The organism is Sphingomonas sp. Leaf67, assembly GCF_001421965.1.
Classification (GTDB): domain Bacteria; phylum Pseudomonadota; class Alphaproteobacteria; order Sphingomonadales; family Sphingomonadaceae; genus Sphingomonas.
In genome coordinates this window covers 160,043-176,472 of record NZ_LMLP01000023.1, presented here as the reverse complement: position 1 = coordinate 176,472, position 16,430 = coordinate 160,043, and the positions used below count along the sequence as shown (strand labels likewise).

The window sequence follows — 16,430 nt, the reverse complement described above, 5'->3', positions numbered from 1 at the left end:
TGCTACCGCAGCGTCTGGATGATGCCGGAGAAATCGGTCGCGGCATGGCCATCCTCGACGAAGCGCGCGTAAAGCTCGGCGGCGCGCGCGCCCATCGGCGTGTCGGCTCCTGCCCCGGCCGCTGCCTGCATGGCGAGGCGCAGGTCCTTCAGCATCAGCGCGGCGGCGAACCCACCCTGAAATCCCCGATCGGCGGGCGTTTCGGGGCCGACGCCCGCCACCGGGCAATAGCTGGTCATCGACCAGCACTGGCCCGAACTGACCGAGGAAATATCGTAGAAGGTCTGCGCATCCAGCCCCAGTTTCTCGGCCAGCGCGAACGCTTCGCACGTCGCGATCATCGACGCGCCGAGAAGCATGTTGTTGCACATCTTCGCTGCCTGTCCCGCGCCGTTCGCGCCGGCATGGATTACCGCCTTGCCCATGTCCTTCAGGAACGGCGCGGCCCTGGCGAATGCCGCCGGGCTGCCGCCGACCATGAAGGTCAGCGCGCCCGCATTCGCCGCGGCGATGCCGCCCGATACCGGCGCGTCGACCGCCTGCAAGCCCTTCGCGCGGGCCGCCTCGGCGACCTGACGGGCGGTGTCGACGTCGATCGTCGAACAATCGATCAGCACCGCACCGGTATCGACCGCATCGAACAGCGCGTCGGCATAGATCTGCGCGACATGGGCACCGGCGGGCAGCATCGTCACCACCGCCTGCGCCCCTTCCGCCGCCTCGGCAGCATCGGCAACGGGCAGGCAGCCCGTGGCCTTCGCCCGGGCCAGCGCATCGCCCGACAGGTCGAAGGCACGGACATCATGCCCCGCCTTCGCCAGATTGGCCGCCATGCCGCCGCCCATATTGCCGAGGCCGATGAATCCGATCCGTGCCATGCTGGTTTCTCCTACCGCCCCGTCCAGTTGCCGGGACGCTTCTCGACGAAGGCGGTCATGCCTTCCTTCTGGTCGGCCGTCCCGAACAGGCCGTGGAACAGCCGGCGTTCAAACTGGACCCCCTGCGTCAACGTCATGTCGAACGCGGCGTTGACCATTTCCTTGTTCGCCTTGACCGCCAGTGGCGCCATGGCGGCGATGGCCTGTGCGGTCTTCACCGCGTCCTCAACGAGGTCGTCGGCGGGCACGATCCGCGCGACCAGACCGCAGCGCTCCGCTTCCTCCGCGCCGATCATCCGGCCGGTCAGGCACATCTCCATCGCCTTGGCCTTCCCCACCGCGCGCGCCAGCCGCTGCGACCCGCCCATGCCGGGGGTGACGCCCAACTTGATCTCGGGCTGGCCGAATTTCGCGGTATCGGCGGCAAGGATGAAGTCGCACATCATCGCCAGCTCGCACCCGCCACCCAGCGCGAAGCCGGCGACGGCGGCGATGATCGGCTTGCGGGTGCGGGTGAACGCGTCCCAGCCGCTGAAATGGTCGCCGCCATACATGGCCGCGAAATCCATTTCCTGCATCTCCTTGATATCCGCCCCGGCGGCGAACGCCTTGGCCGATCCGGTGATGACCGCGCAGCCTTGGGACGGGTCCGCGTCGAACGCCCGCATCGCATCGAGCAGTTCGGTCAGGATCTGCGCATTGAGCGCGTTCAGCGCCTGCGGCCGGTTGAGCGTGACCAGCGTCACCGCGTCGCGGCGCTCGACGATAATGGTTTCATACGTAGACATGGAAACTCCAGCGTAATTCGTCATTCCGGCGCAAGCCGGAATCCATGGACACGAAACGTCGGCGATAGAGCCGACGCCCCCCGACACAGTGGATTCCGGCCTTCGCCGGAATGACGGGAAAGGTCATCGCGGCTGCCATTCGTCGGCTGCACCCAGCGGCGCGAAGATGCGGTCGATCATATGGTCGCTGACCGCCTCGGCCGTCGCCGGGTCCCATTTCGGCGCGTGATCCTTGTCGACAATCACCGCCCGGACACCCTCGACGATGTCCGGCCGCTGGACGATGCGGGTGACGACCGCATATTCCTGCCGCATCTCGTCCTCAAAGGTCGGCATGGTCGCCCCGTCGAGCAGCAGCTTCAGCGACACCTTGCACGACAGCGGCGAACGCTGGCGCAGCGTCGTCAGTTGCGCCTGTGCCCAGTCGGAGCCGTCGGCCTCCAGCGCGGACAGGATCTCCTCGAAATCGTCGCTGGCGAACAGGCGGTCGATCGCCTCACGCTGTGTCAGGATCGCCGCTTCGCCGGGCGGGACGGCATGACCGGACAGGATCGCGTCGATCGCCAGCGGGTCGGCCGCGATCGTTGCCTTGATCGTGTCGAGCGCCGCCGCCGGCACCAGATGCGTCGCCAGCCCCAGCGCCAGCATCTCGCTCCCGTCCAGTCGCGCTCCGGTCAGCGCCAGATACTGACCGATCCGCCCGGGCAGGCGCGACAGATACCAGCCGCCCCCGACATCGGGGAACAGGCCGATCGCGGTCTCCGGCATGGCGAAGCGCGTATTCCCGGTCGCGATGCGGATATCGCACGGTTGCGAAATGCCGACGCCACCCCCCATCGTCACCCCGTCCATCACCGCGATGGTCGGTTTGGCATACGTGAACAGCCGGTGGTTGAGCCGATATTCGGTAGCGAAGAAGGCACGCGCGGCAACACCGTCGTTCGCGCTGCTGTCGGCGATCATGCGAATGTCGCCGCCCGCGCAAAAACCACGCCCCTCGGCATGGTCGATCAGGATGGCGTGGACCGCCGGATCGTCGCGCCACTGTTCGAGCGCGGCAAGCATCGCCTCGCACATGGCGTGGTCCAGCGCGTGCAGCGCCCTGGGCCGGTTCAACCGGATGCGGCCGAGATGGCCGTCGACAGCGGTGAGGATCATCATCGCACCAACTCCCGCCCGATAATCATCCGCATCACCTGATTCGTCCCTTCGAGGATCGAATGTACGCGCAGATCGCGCCAGAAGCGTTCGATCGGATAGTCCATCAGATAGCCATAGCCGCCATGCAGCTGCAGCGCCTGATCGACCACCTTCGATCCGGTGTCGGTGGCGAAGCGTTTCGCCATCGCGGCGAAGCGCGTCTTGTCGGGCGCATTCGCGGTCACCTTGGCAGCGGCGGTGTAGAGCAGCGCGCGTGCCGCCTCCAGCTCGGTCGCCATGTCGGCCAGCGTGAACTGCGTGTTCTGAAAGTCCGCGACGGGCTTGCCGAACTGCTGCCGCGCCTTGGTATAGGCGATGGCTTCGTCGAGACAGCGGTGCGCCCCACCCAGCGAACACGCCCCGATATTGAGCCGCCCGCCGTCGAGCCCCTGCATCGCGATCGAAAAACCCTGCCCCTCGACCCCGACCAGATTGGCGGCCGGCACCCGCACCTGATCCAGAATGACCGCCCGCGTCGGCTGCGAATGCCAGCCGAGCTTGCGTTCGTTCGCGCCGAACGACACGCCGGGCATATCCTTCTCGACCAGCAGGCACGAAATCCCCTTCGGCCCTTCGCCACCGGTGCGGACCATCACCAGATAGACGTCGTTGTCACCCGCGCCGGAGATGAACTGCTTGGTCCCGGTGACGATATAGTCATCGCCGTCGCGCACCGCCTTCGTCTTCAGCGCCGCCGCGTCCGACCCCGATGACGGCTCGGTCAGGCAATAGCTGGCCAGTCTGTCCATGGTGACGAGGTCGGGGAGGAAGCGCGCCTTCAGCTCCGGCGACCCGAACGCATCGACCATCCACGCCGCCATGTTGTGGATCGAAATGAACGCGCTGGTCGACGGACAGCCATAGGCCATCGCCTCCATGATCAGCGCCGATTCCATCCGGCCAAGGCCGATGCCGCCCGACTCTTCGGACACATAGATCGCGGCGAAGCCGAGGTCGGCCGCCTGCTTGATCGTATCGCGTGGGAAGATGTGCTGCTCGTCCCATTCGGCGGCGTGCGGGGTGATCGCATCCGCCGTGAACCGTCGCGCCAATTCCTGAATGTCACGCTGGTCGTCGGTAAGGTCAAAGGGGTTCACGCGTCACTCTCCACTATCGCTTCGGCCTCGATCTCCACCCGCCATTCGGGGCGAAGCAGCGCTGCCACCACCAGCATCGTCGCGGCGGGCCGCACGCTGCCGAATATCCGTCCATGCACCCGGCCGACCGCATCGGCGTCGCTTGGATCGGTCAGGTACATGCGCGTGCGGACGACATCGTCGATCCGCCCGCCCAGTTGCCCGATCGCCTCGGCGATGATCGCGAAGCACCGCTCGGCCTGCGCCGCCGCGTCGCCGGGCGTGCTGCTGCCGTCCGGCTCGACCGGCGCGGTGCCCGACACGAGGATGCGTGTGCCCACCCGCACCGCCCGCGCAAAGCCGATCGTCGCTTCATAGGGCGAGGTGGAGGCGGTATGCCGGCGCGCCATCATGGCCCCTCGTGCAACACCCGCGCCCGGAACAGCGGGTCGGCGATCGAAAGGGTATTGCGTTCGTACCAGCGCGGTGCCGGTACACCCTTTTCCCACGCGATCGCCTCCAGCAGATTGCCCTGCGCCGACGGCGTATCGGGCCGCAGCTTCGCGATGGGATCGCGATAGGCGACATCGGCTTTGACGATCGTCCAGCCCTTCTTTCGCAACCCTGCGACCAGATCGGCGATCCAATAGGCGGCAAGGTCTGTTTCGTGCAGCAACATCACCTGCACCGGCTGCCGCCCCAGCGCCTGCCGGCCGAGACGATCGGCGAACTCGGCGGCCTCGACGTGCGTCTCGACATACAGGTCGCGCAGGGCGTCCATGTCGATCGGCTTTCCCGCCCTGCGCGCCGCGCCGGCAAGGTTTTCGATGTTCCAGTCGGACCCGTCGACGGTGACATAGCCGTTCGACAGGCCTCGCGCGGCAAGGCCCGCCCGCACCGCATCCCGCTTCGCCTTGTCGGTGCCGCCTTCGTCGAGGAACGGGTAGCGATACCATGGCCGTAACCCCTTGCGCCCCTGCAACCACGCACCGGCGCGATCGATATCGGCCAGATAGGCATCGGCGGTCATCGCCTTGAGCGCCGGATGGCTGAAGCTGTGATTGGCGATGACATGCCCCGCCGCGACATAGGCCGCGACCCGCTGTTCGCCCCCTGCCCCATCGGGCGCAGCCAGATTGCCCGGCACGACGAAGAACGCCGCCTGTCGCACCCCCGCCTTGCGCAACCCGGCGATGATCCGCGCAGTACGCTCGTCGGGCGTCAGGAACGGCCCGCGCGCGCGCGGCGCATCGTCGAAGGTCAGCGCGATCCGCTTCTGCGCGACGGCGGGTGACGCCATCGCCAGCAACATCAGGATCGCCGCCATCAGGCGTCGCATCATCACGGCAATTCCTTCTGGCACATGCCGGCTATCGAGCATCAACTATCACGTCCCTCCACATCGTCACCCCGGACCGGATCGAGACCTCTGCAAATGTCTTTGATCCGTACCCCGGCGAAGGCCGGGGCCCAGTTGGGGGACGTCGGCGACGTACGGAACAGCCTTCCCAGCTGGACCTCGGCCTTCGCCGCATACTGCGCCTCACCCCATCGTCGGAATGACGAACGCATCCTGCGTCCGCGCCGCCGCGCCATCCTCGGCCTGCGTGCCCGCCACCGATCCGTCGGGCCAGCGCTGGGTGATCGTCTTGACCTTCGTCCAGAAGCGCACGCCTTCCTCACCATGCTGGTTCACGTCGCCGAACGCGCTGCGCTTCCACCCGCCGAAGCTGTGATAGGCGACCGGCACCGGGATCGGCACGTTGATGCCGACCATGCCGACGTTCACCCGCGCGGCGAACTCGCGCGCGGCATGGCCGTTGCGCGTGAAGATCGCGACGCCATTGCCATATTGATGCTCGCTCGGCAGGCGGACGGCGCTCTCGAAATCGTTCGCGCGGACGATTTGCAGCACCGGGCCAAAGATTTCCTCGCGATAGGATTCCATCGCCGGCGTCACATGATCGAACAGCGTCGGACCGATGAAGAAGCCGCGTTCATGCCCCTGCAACCGGAACCCGCGGCCATCGACGACCAGCTCGGCGCCTTCCTCGACCCCCTTGGCGATCCAGCCTTCGACCCGCGCCTTGTGCTGCGCGTTGACCACCGGGCCGTAATGGGCGTCCGCGTCGGTCGATACCCCGACCCGCAGCGCATCGATCGCGGGGATCAGTTTCTCGCGCAGCGCGACGGCGGTCTTCTCGCCGACCGGTACGACGACCGGCAGCGCCATGCACCGCTCGCCCGCCGATCCGAATGCCGCGCCGGCAAGGTCGGCAACGACCTGGTCGAGGTCGGCATCGGGCATGACGATGCCGTGATTCTTGGCCCCGCCCATCGCCTGCACGCGCTTGCCCGCCGCCACGCCGCGTTTGTAGACATAATGCGCGATGTCGCTCGACCCGACGAAGCTGACCGCGCCGATCGCGGGATGGTCGAGGATCGCGTCGACCACCGTCTTGTCGCCATGCACGACCTGCAGGATGCCTTCGGGCGCGCCGGCCTCCAGCATCAGTTCGGCCAGCCGCACCGGGACCGACGGATCGCGTTCGCTGGGTTTCAGGATGAACGCGTTGCCGCAGGCGATGGCGACCCCGAACATCCACATCGGGATCATCGCCGGAAAGTTGAACGGGGTGATGCCCGCGCCGATGCCGACGGGCAACCGCATCGAATAGACGTCGATGCCGGGGCCTGCCCCCTGCGTATAATCACCCTTCAACAAGTGCGGCACCCCGCACGCGAATTCGATGACGTCCAGCCCGCGCTGGATATCGCCCTTGGCATCGGCAATGACCTTGCCATGTTCGCTCGACAACAGTTCGGCGAGCGCGTCCATGTTCGCTTCGACCAGTTGCTTGAACGCGAACAGCACGCGGGCGCGCTTCTGCGGATTGGTCGCGGCCCAGCCGGGCTGCGCCGCCTGCGCGGCGGTGACGGCGCGATCGATATCGGCGGCGGTGCCCAGCCGGACATGCGCCTGCACCTCGCCACGATTGGGATCGAACACGGCACCGGTCGCCCCGTCCGCACTGCCTGAACCGCCCGCGATCACATGATCGATGACCCGCATACACTCTCCTGCCGATCGCGAAGGCCGGTCTGTCGCCGACTCACCCGCGTGTAATTTTATTGCTTTTGGCATGACGAGGTGCCCGTGTCAGCGGCAAATCGGACACGCGCCGAATGCCGCCCATGTCGACAGTCGGATGCTGCGGACCCCGTGACACCGCATACCGACACGAACATCATCCCGTACACAAATGGCATTCGATTGCAGTACCGTCCGCTGCCCACTACACCTTCCCGAACCGTGGCAAACGCGGACCACCGGAGAGCACAGCGTGGACCAACCGCAATCGGCAATTCGCTCGATCCTGATCGTCGGCGGCGGTACGGCGGGGTGGATGAGCGCGGCGGCGCTGTCGCGCGCGCTCGGCACACGCTGCGCGATCACCCTGGTCGAATCCGACGACATCGGCACCGTCGGTGTCGGTGAGGCGACGATCCCGCCGATCAAGCTGTTCAACGACACGCTCGGCATCGACGAGGCCGAATTCCTGCGCGAGACGAAGGGCAGTTTCAAACTCGGCATCGAATTCGTCGATTGGGCGCGGCACGGCCATCGATATTTCCACCCGTTCGGTACGTTCGGCAAACCGTTCGATCTGGTCGCCGTGCATCAACATTGGCTCGCGGCGCGCGCTGCCGGGTCGCCGGCCCCGCTCGACGATCTGTCGATGGCGTGGGGCGTGGCGAAACATGGCCGGTTCGCCCGGCCGATGGGCGATCCGCGCAGCGTCGCCTCGACCTTCGACTATGCCTATCATTTCGACGCCGGCCTCTACGCCGCCTTCCTGCGCCGCTATGCCGAGGCGCGCGGCGTGGTGCGGGTCGAGGGCAAGGTCGCCGATGCTGCGCTGGACGGGCAGACCGGCCACGTCGCCAGCGTCACGCTGCACGACGGGCGAACCCTTGCCGCCGACCTGTTCGTCGACTGTTCGGGGTTTCGCGGGCTGCTGATCGAGGGCGCGCTGGCGACCGGCTATGACGACTGGACGCACTGGCTGCCGTGCGACCGCGCGGTGGCGGTGCCGTGCGCGACCGGTGGCGACGGGCTGACCCCCTATACGCGATCGACCGCACGTGCCGCCGGGTGGCAATGGCGCATCCCGCTGCAACATCGCACCGGCAACGGCTATGTCTATTGCAGCCGCCATCTGTCCGACGACGAGGCCGCCGCGACGCTGATGGCGAATCTGGATGGACCGGCGCTCGCCGATCCACGCTTCCTGCGCTTCACCACCGGGCGGCGACGGCGCTTCTGGAACCGCAACGTCGTCGCGATCGGCCTTGCCAGCGGGTTCATGGAGCCGCTCGAATCGACCAGCATCCACCTGATCCAGACCGGCATCGCCAAGCTGCTCGCCTATTTCCCGACCCGCGATTTCGACCCGCTGCCGATCGACGAATATAACCGCGTCGCCGGTACGGAATATGAGCGTATCCGCGACTTCCTGATCCTGCATTACAAGCTGACGACGCGCGACGATGCGCCGCTGTGGCGCGACTGCGCAGGCATGGACGTGCCCGACACGGTCGCGCTCAAGATCGCGCATTTCCGCCATGGCGGCCGCCTCGTCGCGCGCGACATGGACCTGTTCGGCCCGCCCAGCTGGCTGGCCGTGCATATCGGCCAGTTGAACAACCCCGTCTCGCTCGACCCCCTGCTCGACCCCACCAACAGCGCCAGCTTCGTCGACCGCCTGTCGGCCGCGATCGACGCGATGGCGAAATCGATGCCGACCCATGCGGCATTTCTGCAACAGATCGGCGCGACCCGCTGATCGCCTCGACCGTTTGTTGCAATCCTTTGCATTACCCCTTGCAAACGATTGCTAAGCCGGTATGCAGCGATTAACAGGCTCTCGCGAGTGGAGCCGTCGATGGAGGGTTTGCCATGAAGATGCCGGTTCTGCTTGTCTGTGTGTCGCCGATCGCCTTGCTCGTCGCCGCGCCGGCCGTTGCCCAGACGGGCGCCCCCGAAGCTCAAACGACCAGCCAAGCCCCCGGCGCAATCCCGGATGCTGCCGAGGCCAGCGACGAAATCGTCGTCACCGCCAGCAGCGGCGAACGCTCGCGCTTCCGCAGCTCGATCTCGGTCACGCAGCTCAGCAACGAAGCGATCACCAATTTCACGCCGCGTTCCGAAGCCGAAGTGCTGCGCAACATCCCGGGTCTTCAGCCCAGCGACACCGCCGGCCCCGGCGGCAACGCGAACATCGGCGTGCGCGGCATTCCGGTGTCGACCGGTGGTTCGGAATATGTCGCGCTCCAGGAAGACGGCCTGCCCACCGTCCTGTTCGGCGACATCAACTTCGGCAACAACGACTATTGGCTGCGCTTCGACCAGAACGTCCAGCGCGTCGAGGCGGTACGCGGCGGTTCGGCCTCTACCTTTTCCAGTCAGGCACCGGGCGCGGTCATCAACTATCTGAGCAAGACCGGCGACAAGGCGGGCGGTCAGGTCGCCTATTCGAACGGCATCGGCTTTCGCGAACATCGCGTCGATTTCGATTACGGCGCGCCGATCAACGACACGCTGCGCTTCCATGTCGGTGGCTATGCCCGCAACGGCGGCGGTCTGACCAACGAACGCTTCAACATCCTGCGCGGTTACCAGATCAAGGCGAACATCACCAAGGACCTGCCCGACGGTCGCGGCTTCGTTCGCCTGTATTTCAAGCGGCTGGACGAACAGGCCCCGACCAACACCACCACCCCGTCGATCGCGACGCTGGAGGGGAACAAGGTCACCGGTTTCGCCCCGCTGCCTAATTTCGATGGCCGCGACGGGTCGTCCTATTCGATCTACAACCGCCGGTTCCAGTATCTCGACTATGACGGCGGCGGTCTGCGCAGCGCCGAGGTGCAGGGCATCCACCCGCGCGTCACCGGCCTCGGCGCGCAGTTCCACTACGACCTGACCGACAACATCACGCTCGACAACACGCTGCGCTATCAGTGGATCAGCGGCAATTTCACGACCCAGTTCATCAACGTCGCGCCGCGCACCGGCGCGGGCGGGGTGATCGGGTCGACCGTCAACGGGCAGGTCGTCGGTTCGCTGCGCTATGCCGCCGGTCCGAACCAGGGCCAGCTGTTCACCGGCGCCTATGTGAACAATAATCCGAACATCAACACGTTGATGAAGAACATGAACAACTTCGCCAACAACCTCGCGGTGAACGGCAAGTTCGACGTGGGCGGTGGCAAGGCGACGGTGTCGACCGGCGTGTTCGTGATGAAGCAGAACATCGAGCAGGACTGGCACGTCAACCGCAACTTCGCTGAATTGAACGGCGAGAATGCCGCGCCGCTCGACCTGTTCAACACGATCGGGACGCAGCTGACCGCCGCGGGTCAGGCCGGGTTCAACGACAATTGGGGCAGCTGCTGCGCCCGCCGCGTCGATCTGAGCTATACCGACGTCGCCCCGTTCCTGCAGGTCGGGTATGAAACCGGCGGGCTGAACCTCGACGCATCGGTTCGCTATGACAATGTCAGCGGCAAGGGGACGGCACAGGGCGGCGTCACCGGCCCCGTCACCCGCGTCAGCGACGCGCTGGGATCGGCGCTCATTCCGTCGCTCACGCTCAGCCCGACGGTCGAGAATGTCGATTACAGCGACAGCTATGTCAGCTGGTCGCTCGGCGCGCTCTATGCGTTCAGCGGCAATACCAGCGCGTTCGCCCGCGTCAGCCGTGGCGGCCGGTTCAATGCCGATCGCCGCGTCCTGTCGGGCAATTTCAACGCCGACGGCTCGCTCAACGCGCAGGGTGAATCGACGTCGGTCAACTTCCTGAACCAGCAGGAAATCGGCCTGAAGCAGCGCGGCAGCATGTTCGGCGATGCGTCCTACACGGTCGAAATCACCGGCTTCCGCTCGACGTTGACCGAAAACAACTACGACTTCACCCGCATCAACAATCCCGCGCCCAACAACGACCCGAACATCTCGAACGGCTATCGCTCGTTCGGCGTCGAGTTTTCCAGCCGGGTAAACTACGGCAATTTCCACCTCGCCGCCGATGCGACCTATTCGAATTCGAAGATCGTCAGCAGCGTCACCCCGGCACTGGTCGGCAACCGTCCCGGCGGCCTGCCCGAATTCCTGTTCGTCGTCTCGCCCTCCTATGACGCGGGCGTGGTCGCGTTCGGTGTCAGCGTGAACGGACAGACGGCGACCCCGTCGGACGACTTCAACCTCTACACGATCAAGGGCTCGACCTTCGTCAACGGCTTCCTGACGGTACGTCCGGTCGACCGCATCGAACTGGGGCTGAACGTCAACAACCTGTTCGACAAGCTCGGCTTCCGTGGCGGTGGCAGCCTGAACCCGATCCTGTCGTCGACCAGCGCCGTGTTCAACAACACCGCGCTCTATGGCCGGACGGTGACCGGCTCGATCCGCTACCGTTTCTAACGCCCTCCCGAGCCTTACGGGCGGCACGGCTTCGGCCGGGCCGCCCTTTTTTGTGTGCGGCAGGTAGCTGCCCTTCCGAGCCCCGAACGTTATCGAAGCACGGGCGGGGATCTTCCGGTGATGGCGCACAGCAGGAGCCTTGGGAGGCGCACCGACCCCGCCGACCCGGTCGTCATCCCAGCGAAGGCTGGGATCTCCCGGTAATAGCACGGTGCAAGAACCGCGAGAGGCCCCAGCCTGCGCTGGGGCGACGCATCTGGCAAAAGGGCCATTGGCCGAACACAAAAAAGGCGCCGCCGGACCGAACCGGCGACGCCCCACGTTATCCTAAAACCAGTCGGCTCACATCACCCAGCGCGCCCTGTCCCCATCGAGCACCAGCCGGAACCACGGTGCCGCCGTCCCCCCGAAATGCCGCCGCCGCGTCGCGCCATCGCTCGGCTCCGCCCCGTTCAGGCCTACGGAATCGGCAAAGCTGATGACATCCAGTTCGCCGGTGACCCACCAGCAATAGGCCTGATACGGCTCCTGCGCCGGATTGCCCGCGACCAGCCCCGATCCGTTGAGCGGCACCCACGGCCCGGTCATGCTGTCCGCCACCGCGCCGTACAGCCCGGTCGGCGCGCCGGTGCCATCGGCGAAGCGCTTCGCCTGCGTCGACCAGAACAGATAATAGCGCCCCTCGACCAACACGATATGCGGCCGTTCCAGCTCGCTATTGACCCCGATCGACTCCAGCAACGGTGCCGCCAGCCGCCACGGCTGATCGGGCGTGGCGCGCTTCGCCACGCCGATCACCCCGTCCTGCACGTCATCGACCCATCCGGCCGATCCGACGAACAACAGATATTCTGCGCCATCGGCGGGATCGCGGAAATAGCCGGGATCGCGAAAGCCCTTGATCCGGCCATCGACCGCTTCGGCCTGATCGGCGCGCCGATAGGTTGCGCCATCGGCGGCGATCGACTCCACGGGGGTCGACCAGTCACCGACCGCGCCATCGGCAAAGCGCCCGACGCTTTCGAACAATCGCTGTTCGAACGTCCGCGCCTGCCCCTGCCGGCCCGATGCGGTGAAATACAGGGTCAGCGTCACGCCATCCTCGGCCAGCACCGCCGACCCCGACCATTCGCGACTGCCCGGCGTAAAGCCGTCCGGAAACGCATCGCCATGATCGCGCCAGCCATCCGCGCCATGGCTGGTCAGCCGGATGCGCGCCGCATCGTGCCGGTCGTCGGGATCGGCGAATTGCGGCGTCATCAGGAAGAACCACCAGCTGCGATCCTCGACGAACGCGGTGCGGCCATCGGCAGTGGCGATCTGCCACATGTCCCACACGTCATGGCCCGGCACCACCGGGGTCAGATCGGCCAGCGAGAATACCGGCAAGGCCAGTTCCGGCTGATCGGCGGCCAGCCGCGCGGCATCGATGCTCCAATGGGTCGGCAGCGGCTGGTCGGGGGCGGGGCGGCGGGCGGGCATGGTCATAAGGGCGGCTTTCGACTGGAAAACGATAGAGTCAGGCTGCGGTGATGGCGAACAGCGCGACGCTCTCCGCCTTCATCGCCGGGATCGGCAGGCCGGCATGGGCCAGCCCGTCGCCGTCCAGCACGACGCCCTCGCCGCGCATCGCGGCAAAGATCGGCGCATCGGGCAGCGGGTGACCGGGCGTGGTGGCTAGGTCGAGCAGGCGCACCCGCACCCGCCCCGCCCCGGCCAAAGGCGGCACCGGCAGCGGCAATGGATGGCGCACCGTCATCGGCTGCACCTGAGTCACGCTCAACAGCAGGTCGCCGATTTCACCCTGCATCTGCCAGAGCAAGCCGTCGCCGCCCTCGCCCATCCACAGCCGGCCATGGTGCAGCCGGTCGCGCAAATCCTTGTACCGCTCGATCGCCACCGCCAGCGTCACCGCATCGGCCGGTGCGATCGCTGCCGGGTCGAGCTCGACGCCGAAATGACCGGGCAGCGCCACGGCGGCGCGGAACGCCATGCCTTGGCTGCGCCCGGTCGAATGCGCCGGGCTGGCCCCGACATGCGACCCCATCATTTCGGGCGGCAGGAAATGCAGGAAGCCGCGCTGCATCGCGACCCGGCTGACCGCGTCGATGCAATCGCTGGTCCACATCCGGTGCGTGCGCGTGGCGATGCCGGCATCGCTGCGCCCGCCGCCACCGGCGCATGCCTCGATCTCGACCGCCGGATGCGCCGCGCGCAACCGGTCGATCAGCGCATAGGCACCGACCACCTGTGCATGATAGCCCGCCCGTCCCCGCGCATCGCCGGCCGGCGCCAGATCGCGATTATGATCCCATTTCAGATAGGCGATCGGCAGGTCGCGCAGCAGCGTATCGATCGCGTCGAACAGATACGCGCGAACCTCGGCCCGCCCCAGGTCGAGCACCAGCTGGTTGCGCGACGTCAGCATCGGCACGCCGTCCAGCTGCAACGCCCAGTCGGGATGCGCGCGCGCCAGATCGCTGTCGGGATTGACCATTTCGGGTTCGACCCACAGCCCGAACTCCATGCCCAGGCCGACGACATGGTCGGCCAGCGGCTGCAACCCGCGCGGATATTTGACCGGATCGGCCACCCAGTCGCCCAGCGCGGCGGTGTCGTCGCCGCGTCCCTTGAACCAGCCATCGTCGAGCACGAACCGCTCGACGCCCAGCCCCGCCGACCGATCGGCCAGCGCCATCAGCGCCGCTTCGTCATGGTCGAAATAGAAACCTTCCCAGCTGTTCACATGCACCGGGCGCGGGCGCATCGCCCCGGCCCATGGTGCGCGCGCGCGGACGGCGGCATGGAATGCCTGCACCGCGCCGTTCAATCCGGCGATCGAACAGGTCGCGAGCATCTCGGGCGTGGCGTAGGTTTCGCCCGGGGCCAACCGGATCTCGCCGGGGGCCGGCGCCTCGCCCATCTGCAACACCCAGAACCCATCATCGTCGCGCTCGATCGACAGCCGGTGATTGCCCGACCATGCCAGTTGCGCGGCATGGACCCGGCCATGGTGCCAGCCCGCATTCGGTCCGACCACGAACAACCCCGGTGGCCCGGCATGGCCGGTCAGCCCGCGCCGGTTCTCGCGGACCCAGCCATGCGCCGGCATCGCTTCGTCATGGACGACGAACTCGGCATTGTGCCGCCCGGTGAAGCTGCGAATCGTCGCACTGTCGCCGGGCAGCGGCAGCGTCGCCGCCGCCAGCCAGTCGACATCCAGCACATCATCGCCGTCATTGGTAACGCTCGCCGACAGCGTCAGCATATCGCCCGCCATCGCAATCCGCTGCACGACGGTCACGCGCGCGGTCCGATCGGTCAACGTGACGGTGATCGCGTCCGGTTCCGCCTTGATGGCAACGTCGGCGAACCATTGTGCGAACGCCCGCCCGCCGCGATGCGCGCGCAACGCCGCCGGCCCGAACCAGCCGGTGCCATAGGCCGGCACCAGCGTCAGCGGCTGATCGCGATCGAGCGAGAAGGACGCCTGCGGCCGCGTATCGCCGAGCGGCGGCAGCAGGGCGGCGTCGACGCGCGGCCCCCACCAGCGCCACAGCGGCGCGGCACCTTCCTGCGGTTCGAGGATCAGGCTCGATGTCGGGCCGTGCAGCGCGATGGTCACGCCGCCGCGTCCTGCGTCGCGCCGACCGGCAGCCCCTGCGCATTGCGCTCGCGCACGCTCCACACCGCGATCGCCGCCGCGAACATCAGCACCCCGCACAGCGTCAGCACGTTGCGCGGATCGCCGCCCAGCAGCCTGTCGTAGAACAGCCACATCGTGCCCGAGAAGATCAGCATCGGGATCACGATCATCATGTTGAAAATGCCCATATAGACCCCGGTCCGCTCGGGCGGGATCGATCCGGCGAGGATCACATAGGGGTTGCCCATGATGCTGGCCCAGCCGATGCCGATGCCGATCGCGGGCACGAACAGCATCCATTTTTCGGTGACGTGCGGCAGCGTGACCATGCCGATCCCGGCCAGCACGAGGCAGAGGGCGTGCAGGCTCGCCGCACCCATCCGCTTGGCCAACGGCACCATCGCGAACGCGGCGAGGAATGCGACCCCGTTATAGAATGCCGCCATCTCGCCATTGGTCAGCACCGCCGAATGGAAACCCGATGAGGTCGCATCGGCGGTGCCATAAACCGACCGGCCGACCGAATAGATGACATACGCCCAATAGGCCGCCATCGCATACCATTGGAACAGGCTCATCAGCGCCAGCTTGCGCATCGCCCGCGGCATGTCGCGGATCGCCGATCCAATCTCCTTCAGCATCGCGCCCAGCCCCTTCGGCTCGGCGGCGATGCGGGCGCGTTCCTGCGCCGACAGCGGCAATTCGGGCACGCGCCGGATCGACCACAGGATCGTCGAAAAGCTCAGCACCGCCCCCACCATGAACGCGATCCGCGCGGTATAGGGGATGTTGTGGGTGTCGACCCAGTCCTGGTTCATCCCCGCCCACACCAGCAGCGACGGGGTCAGGAACGCCAGCATCTGCGCCGCACCGGTGAAGGCGCTCTGCGTCAGGAACCCGATCTGGTGCTGATTTTCGTTCAGCCGGTCGCTGACATAGGCGCGATACGGCTCCATCGTGATGTTGTTGCCGGCGTCGAGAATCCACAGCAGCGACACCGCCATCAACAACGACGAACTCAGCGGCATGAAGAACAGCCCCAGCGCGCACAGCACCGCCCCCAGCAGAAAATAGGGGGTACGCCGTCCCCAGCGGCTGTCGGTCCGGTCGCTCAGCGCGCCGATCAGCGGCTGCACCAGCAGGCCGGTCATCGGCCCGGCCAGTTGCAGCATCGGGATCGTCGCCTCCGACGCGCCCAGATAGCTGTAGATCGGGGCCATATTCCCCTGCTGCAACCCGAACGAGAATTGCAGGCCGAGGAAACCGAGATTCATTTCCAATATGCGGGGAAGCGACAAATGGGGCTTGGAAGCGGGCAGGCGCATCGGACATCCTCATGACAGACGCCCGTCTTCG

General features: G+C 66.6%; 12 protein-coding genes. 2 read left to right on the top strand and 10 right to left on the bottom strand.

Annotated elements, in window-relative coordinates:
* Nucleotides 1–2 precede the first annotated feature (2 nt).
* The 7 genes from mmsB to ASE90_RS16690 form a co-directional block, all read right to left on the bottom strand.
* Entirely contained in the window at nucleotides 3–878 is an 876-nt protein-coding gene (gene mmsB, locus ASE90_RS16720; protein WP_056003464.1) for a 3-hydroxyisobutyrate dehydrogenase, read from the bottom strand.
* Between the two features lie 11 nt (nucleotides 879–889).
* The gene (locus ASE90_RS16715; RefSeq protein ID WP_056003460.1) at nucleotides 890–1,666 is read right to left on the bottom strand and encodes an enoyl-CoA hydratase; all 777 of its coding nucleotides are present in this window, start codon (nucleotides 1,664–1,666) and stop codon (nucleotides 890–892) included.
* A gap of 123 nt (nucleotides 1,667–1,789) precedes the next feature.
* A complete protein-coding gene (locus ASE90_RS16710) occupies nucleotides 1,790–2,827 on the bottom strand; it encodes an enoyl-CoA hydratase/isomerase family protein (RefSeq protein ID WP_056003457.1) in 1,038 nt (345 codons plus the stop codon).
* Nucleotides 2,824–3,963 carry an acyl-CoA dehydrogenase family protein gene (locus tag ASE90_RS16705; RefSeq protein WP_056003454.1) on the bottom strand — a complete coding sequence of 380 codons (1,140 nt, stop codon included), beginning with the start codon at nucleotides 3,961–3,963 and terminating at the stop codon, nucleotides 2,824–2,826. Before ASE90_RS16705 ends, ASE90_RS16710 begins: the two co-directional genes overlap by 4 nt.
* Complete coding sequence (locus ASE90_RS16700; protein ID WP_156361630.1) at nucleotides 3,960–4,352, bottom strand: RidA family protein; 393 nt, start codon at nucleotides 4,350–4,352, stop codon at nucleotides 3,960–3,962. The genes ASE90_RS16705 and ASE90_RS16700 overlap by 4 nt, the downstream gene beginning before the upstream one ends.
* A complete protein-coding gene (locus ASE90_RS16695; RefSeq protein WP_082449895.1) occupies nucleotides 4,352–5,284 on the bottom strand; it encodes a polysaccharide deacetylase family protein in 933 nt (310 codons plus the stop codon). The genes ASE90_RS16700 and ASE90_RS16695 overlap by 1 nt, the downstream gene beginning before the upstream one ends.
* Nucleotides 5,285–5,485: 201 nt before the next feature.
* A complete protein-coding gene (locus tag ASE90_RS16690; RefSeq protein WP_056003448.1) occupies nucleotides 5,486–7,015 on the bottom strand; it encodes a CoA-acylating methylmalonate-semialdehyde dehydrogenase in 1,530 nt (509 codons plus the stop codon).
* Nucleotides 7,016–7,286: 271 nt separating this feature from the next.
* Between ASE90_RS16690 and ASE90_RS16685 the strand changes: the two genes are divergently transcribed.
* Entirely contained in the window at nucleotides 7,287–8,789 is a 1,503-nt protein-coding gene (locus ASE90_RS16685; protein WP_268795026.1) for a tryptophan halogenase family protein, read from the top strand.
* A 113-nt stretch (nucleotides 8,790–8,902) separates the two neighbouring features.
* A complete protein-coding gene (locus tag ASE90_RS16680) occupies nucleotides 8,903–11,428 on the top strand; it encodes a TonB-dependent receptor domain-containing protein (RefSeq protein ID WP_056003445.1) in 2,526 nt (841 codons plus the stop codon).
* 342 nt (nucleotides 11,429–11,770) lie between these two features.
* Here ASE90_RS16680 and ASE90_RS16675 read toward each other — a convergent pair whose 3' ends face one another.
* The 3 genes from ASE90_RS16675 to ASE90_RS16665 are packed head-to-tail and all read right to left on the bottom strand — an operon-like array spanning nucleotide 11,771 to nucleotide 16,348.
* Nucleotides 11,771–12,916 (bottom strand): glycoside hydrolase family 68 protein, encoded by a 1,146-nt coding sequence (locus ASE90_RS16675; protein ID WP_235531900.1) that lies wholly within the window; start codon nucleotides 12,914–12,916, stop codon nucleotides 11,771–11,773.
* Between the two features lie 31 nt (nucleotides 12,917–12,947).
* Nucleotides 12,948–15,053 carry an alpha-galactosidase gene (locus tag ASE90_RS16670; RefSeq protein ID WP_056003640.1) on the bottom strand — a complete coding sequence of 702 codons (2,106 nt, stop codon included), beginning with the start codon at nucleotides 15,051–15,053 and terminating at the stop codon, nucleotides 12,948–12,950.
* Nucleotides 15,050–16,348, bottom strand: coding sequence for an MFS transporter (locus ASE90_RS16665; protein WP_235531898.1), 1,299 nt, complete (start codon nucleotides 16,346–16,348; stop codon nucleotides 15,050–15,052). Before ASE90_RS16665 ends, ASE90_RS16670 begins: the two co-directional genes overlap by 4 nt.
* Nucleotides 16,349–16,430 lie beyond the last annotated feature (82 nt).

Coding starts and splice junctions, on each gene's coding strand:
- ASE90_RS16700 (WP_156361630.1), bottom strand. CDS start 4,352: ATGGCGCGCCGGCATACCGCCTCCACCTCGCCCTATGAAGCGACGATC.
- ASE90_RS16710 (WP_056003457.1), bottom strand. CDS start 2,827: ATGATGATCCTCACCGCTGTCGACGGCCATCTCGGCCGCATCCGGTTG.
- ASE90_RS16665 (WP_235531898.1), bottom strand. CDS start 16,348: ATGAATCTCGGTTTCCTCGGCCTGCAATTCTCGTTCGGGTTGCAGCAG.
- ASE90_RS16690 (WP_056003448.1), bottom strand. CDS start 7,015: ATGCGGGTCATCGATCATGTGATCGCGGGCGGTTCAGGCAGTGCGGAC.
- ASE90_RS16675 (WP_235531900.1), bottom strand. CDS start 12,916: ATGACCATGCCCGCCCGCCGCCCCGCCCCCGACCAGCCGCTGCCGACC.
- mmsB (WP_056003464.1), bottom strand. CDS start 878: ATGGCACGGATCGGATTCATCGGCCTCGGCAATATGGGCGGCGGCATG.
- ASE90_RS16680 (WP_056003445.1), top strand. CDS start 8,903: ATGAAGATGCCGGTTCTGCTTGTCTGTGTGTCGCCGATCGCCTTGCTC.
- ASE90_RS16715 (WP_056003460.1), bottom strand. CDS start 1,666: ATGTCTACGTATGAAACCATTATCGTCGAGCGCCGCGACGCGGTGACG.
- ASE90_RS16695 (WP_082449895.1), bottom strand. CDS start 5,284: ATGATGCGACGCCTGATGGCGGCGATCCTGATGTTGCTGGCGATGGCG.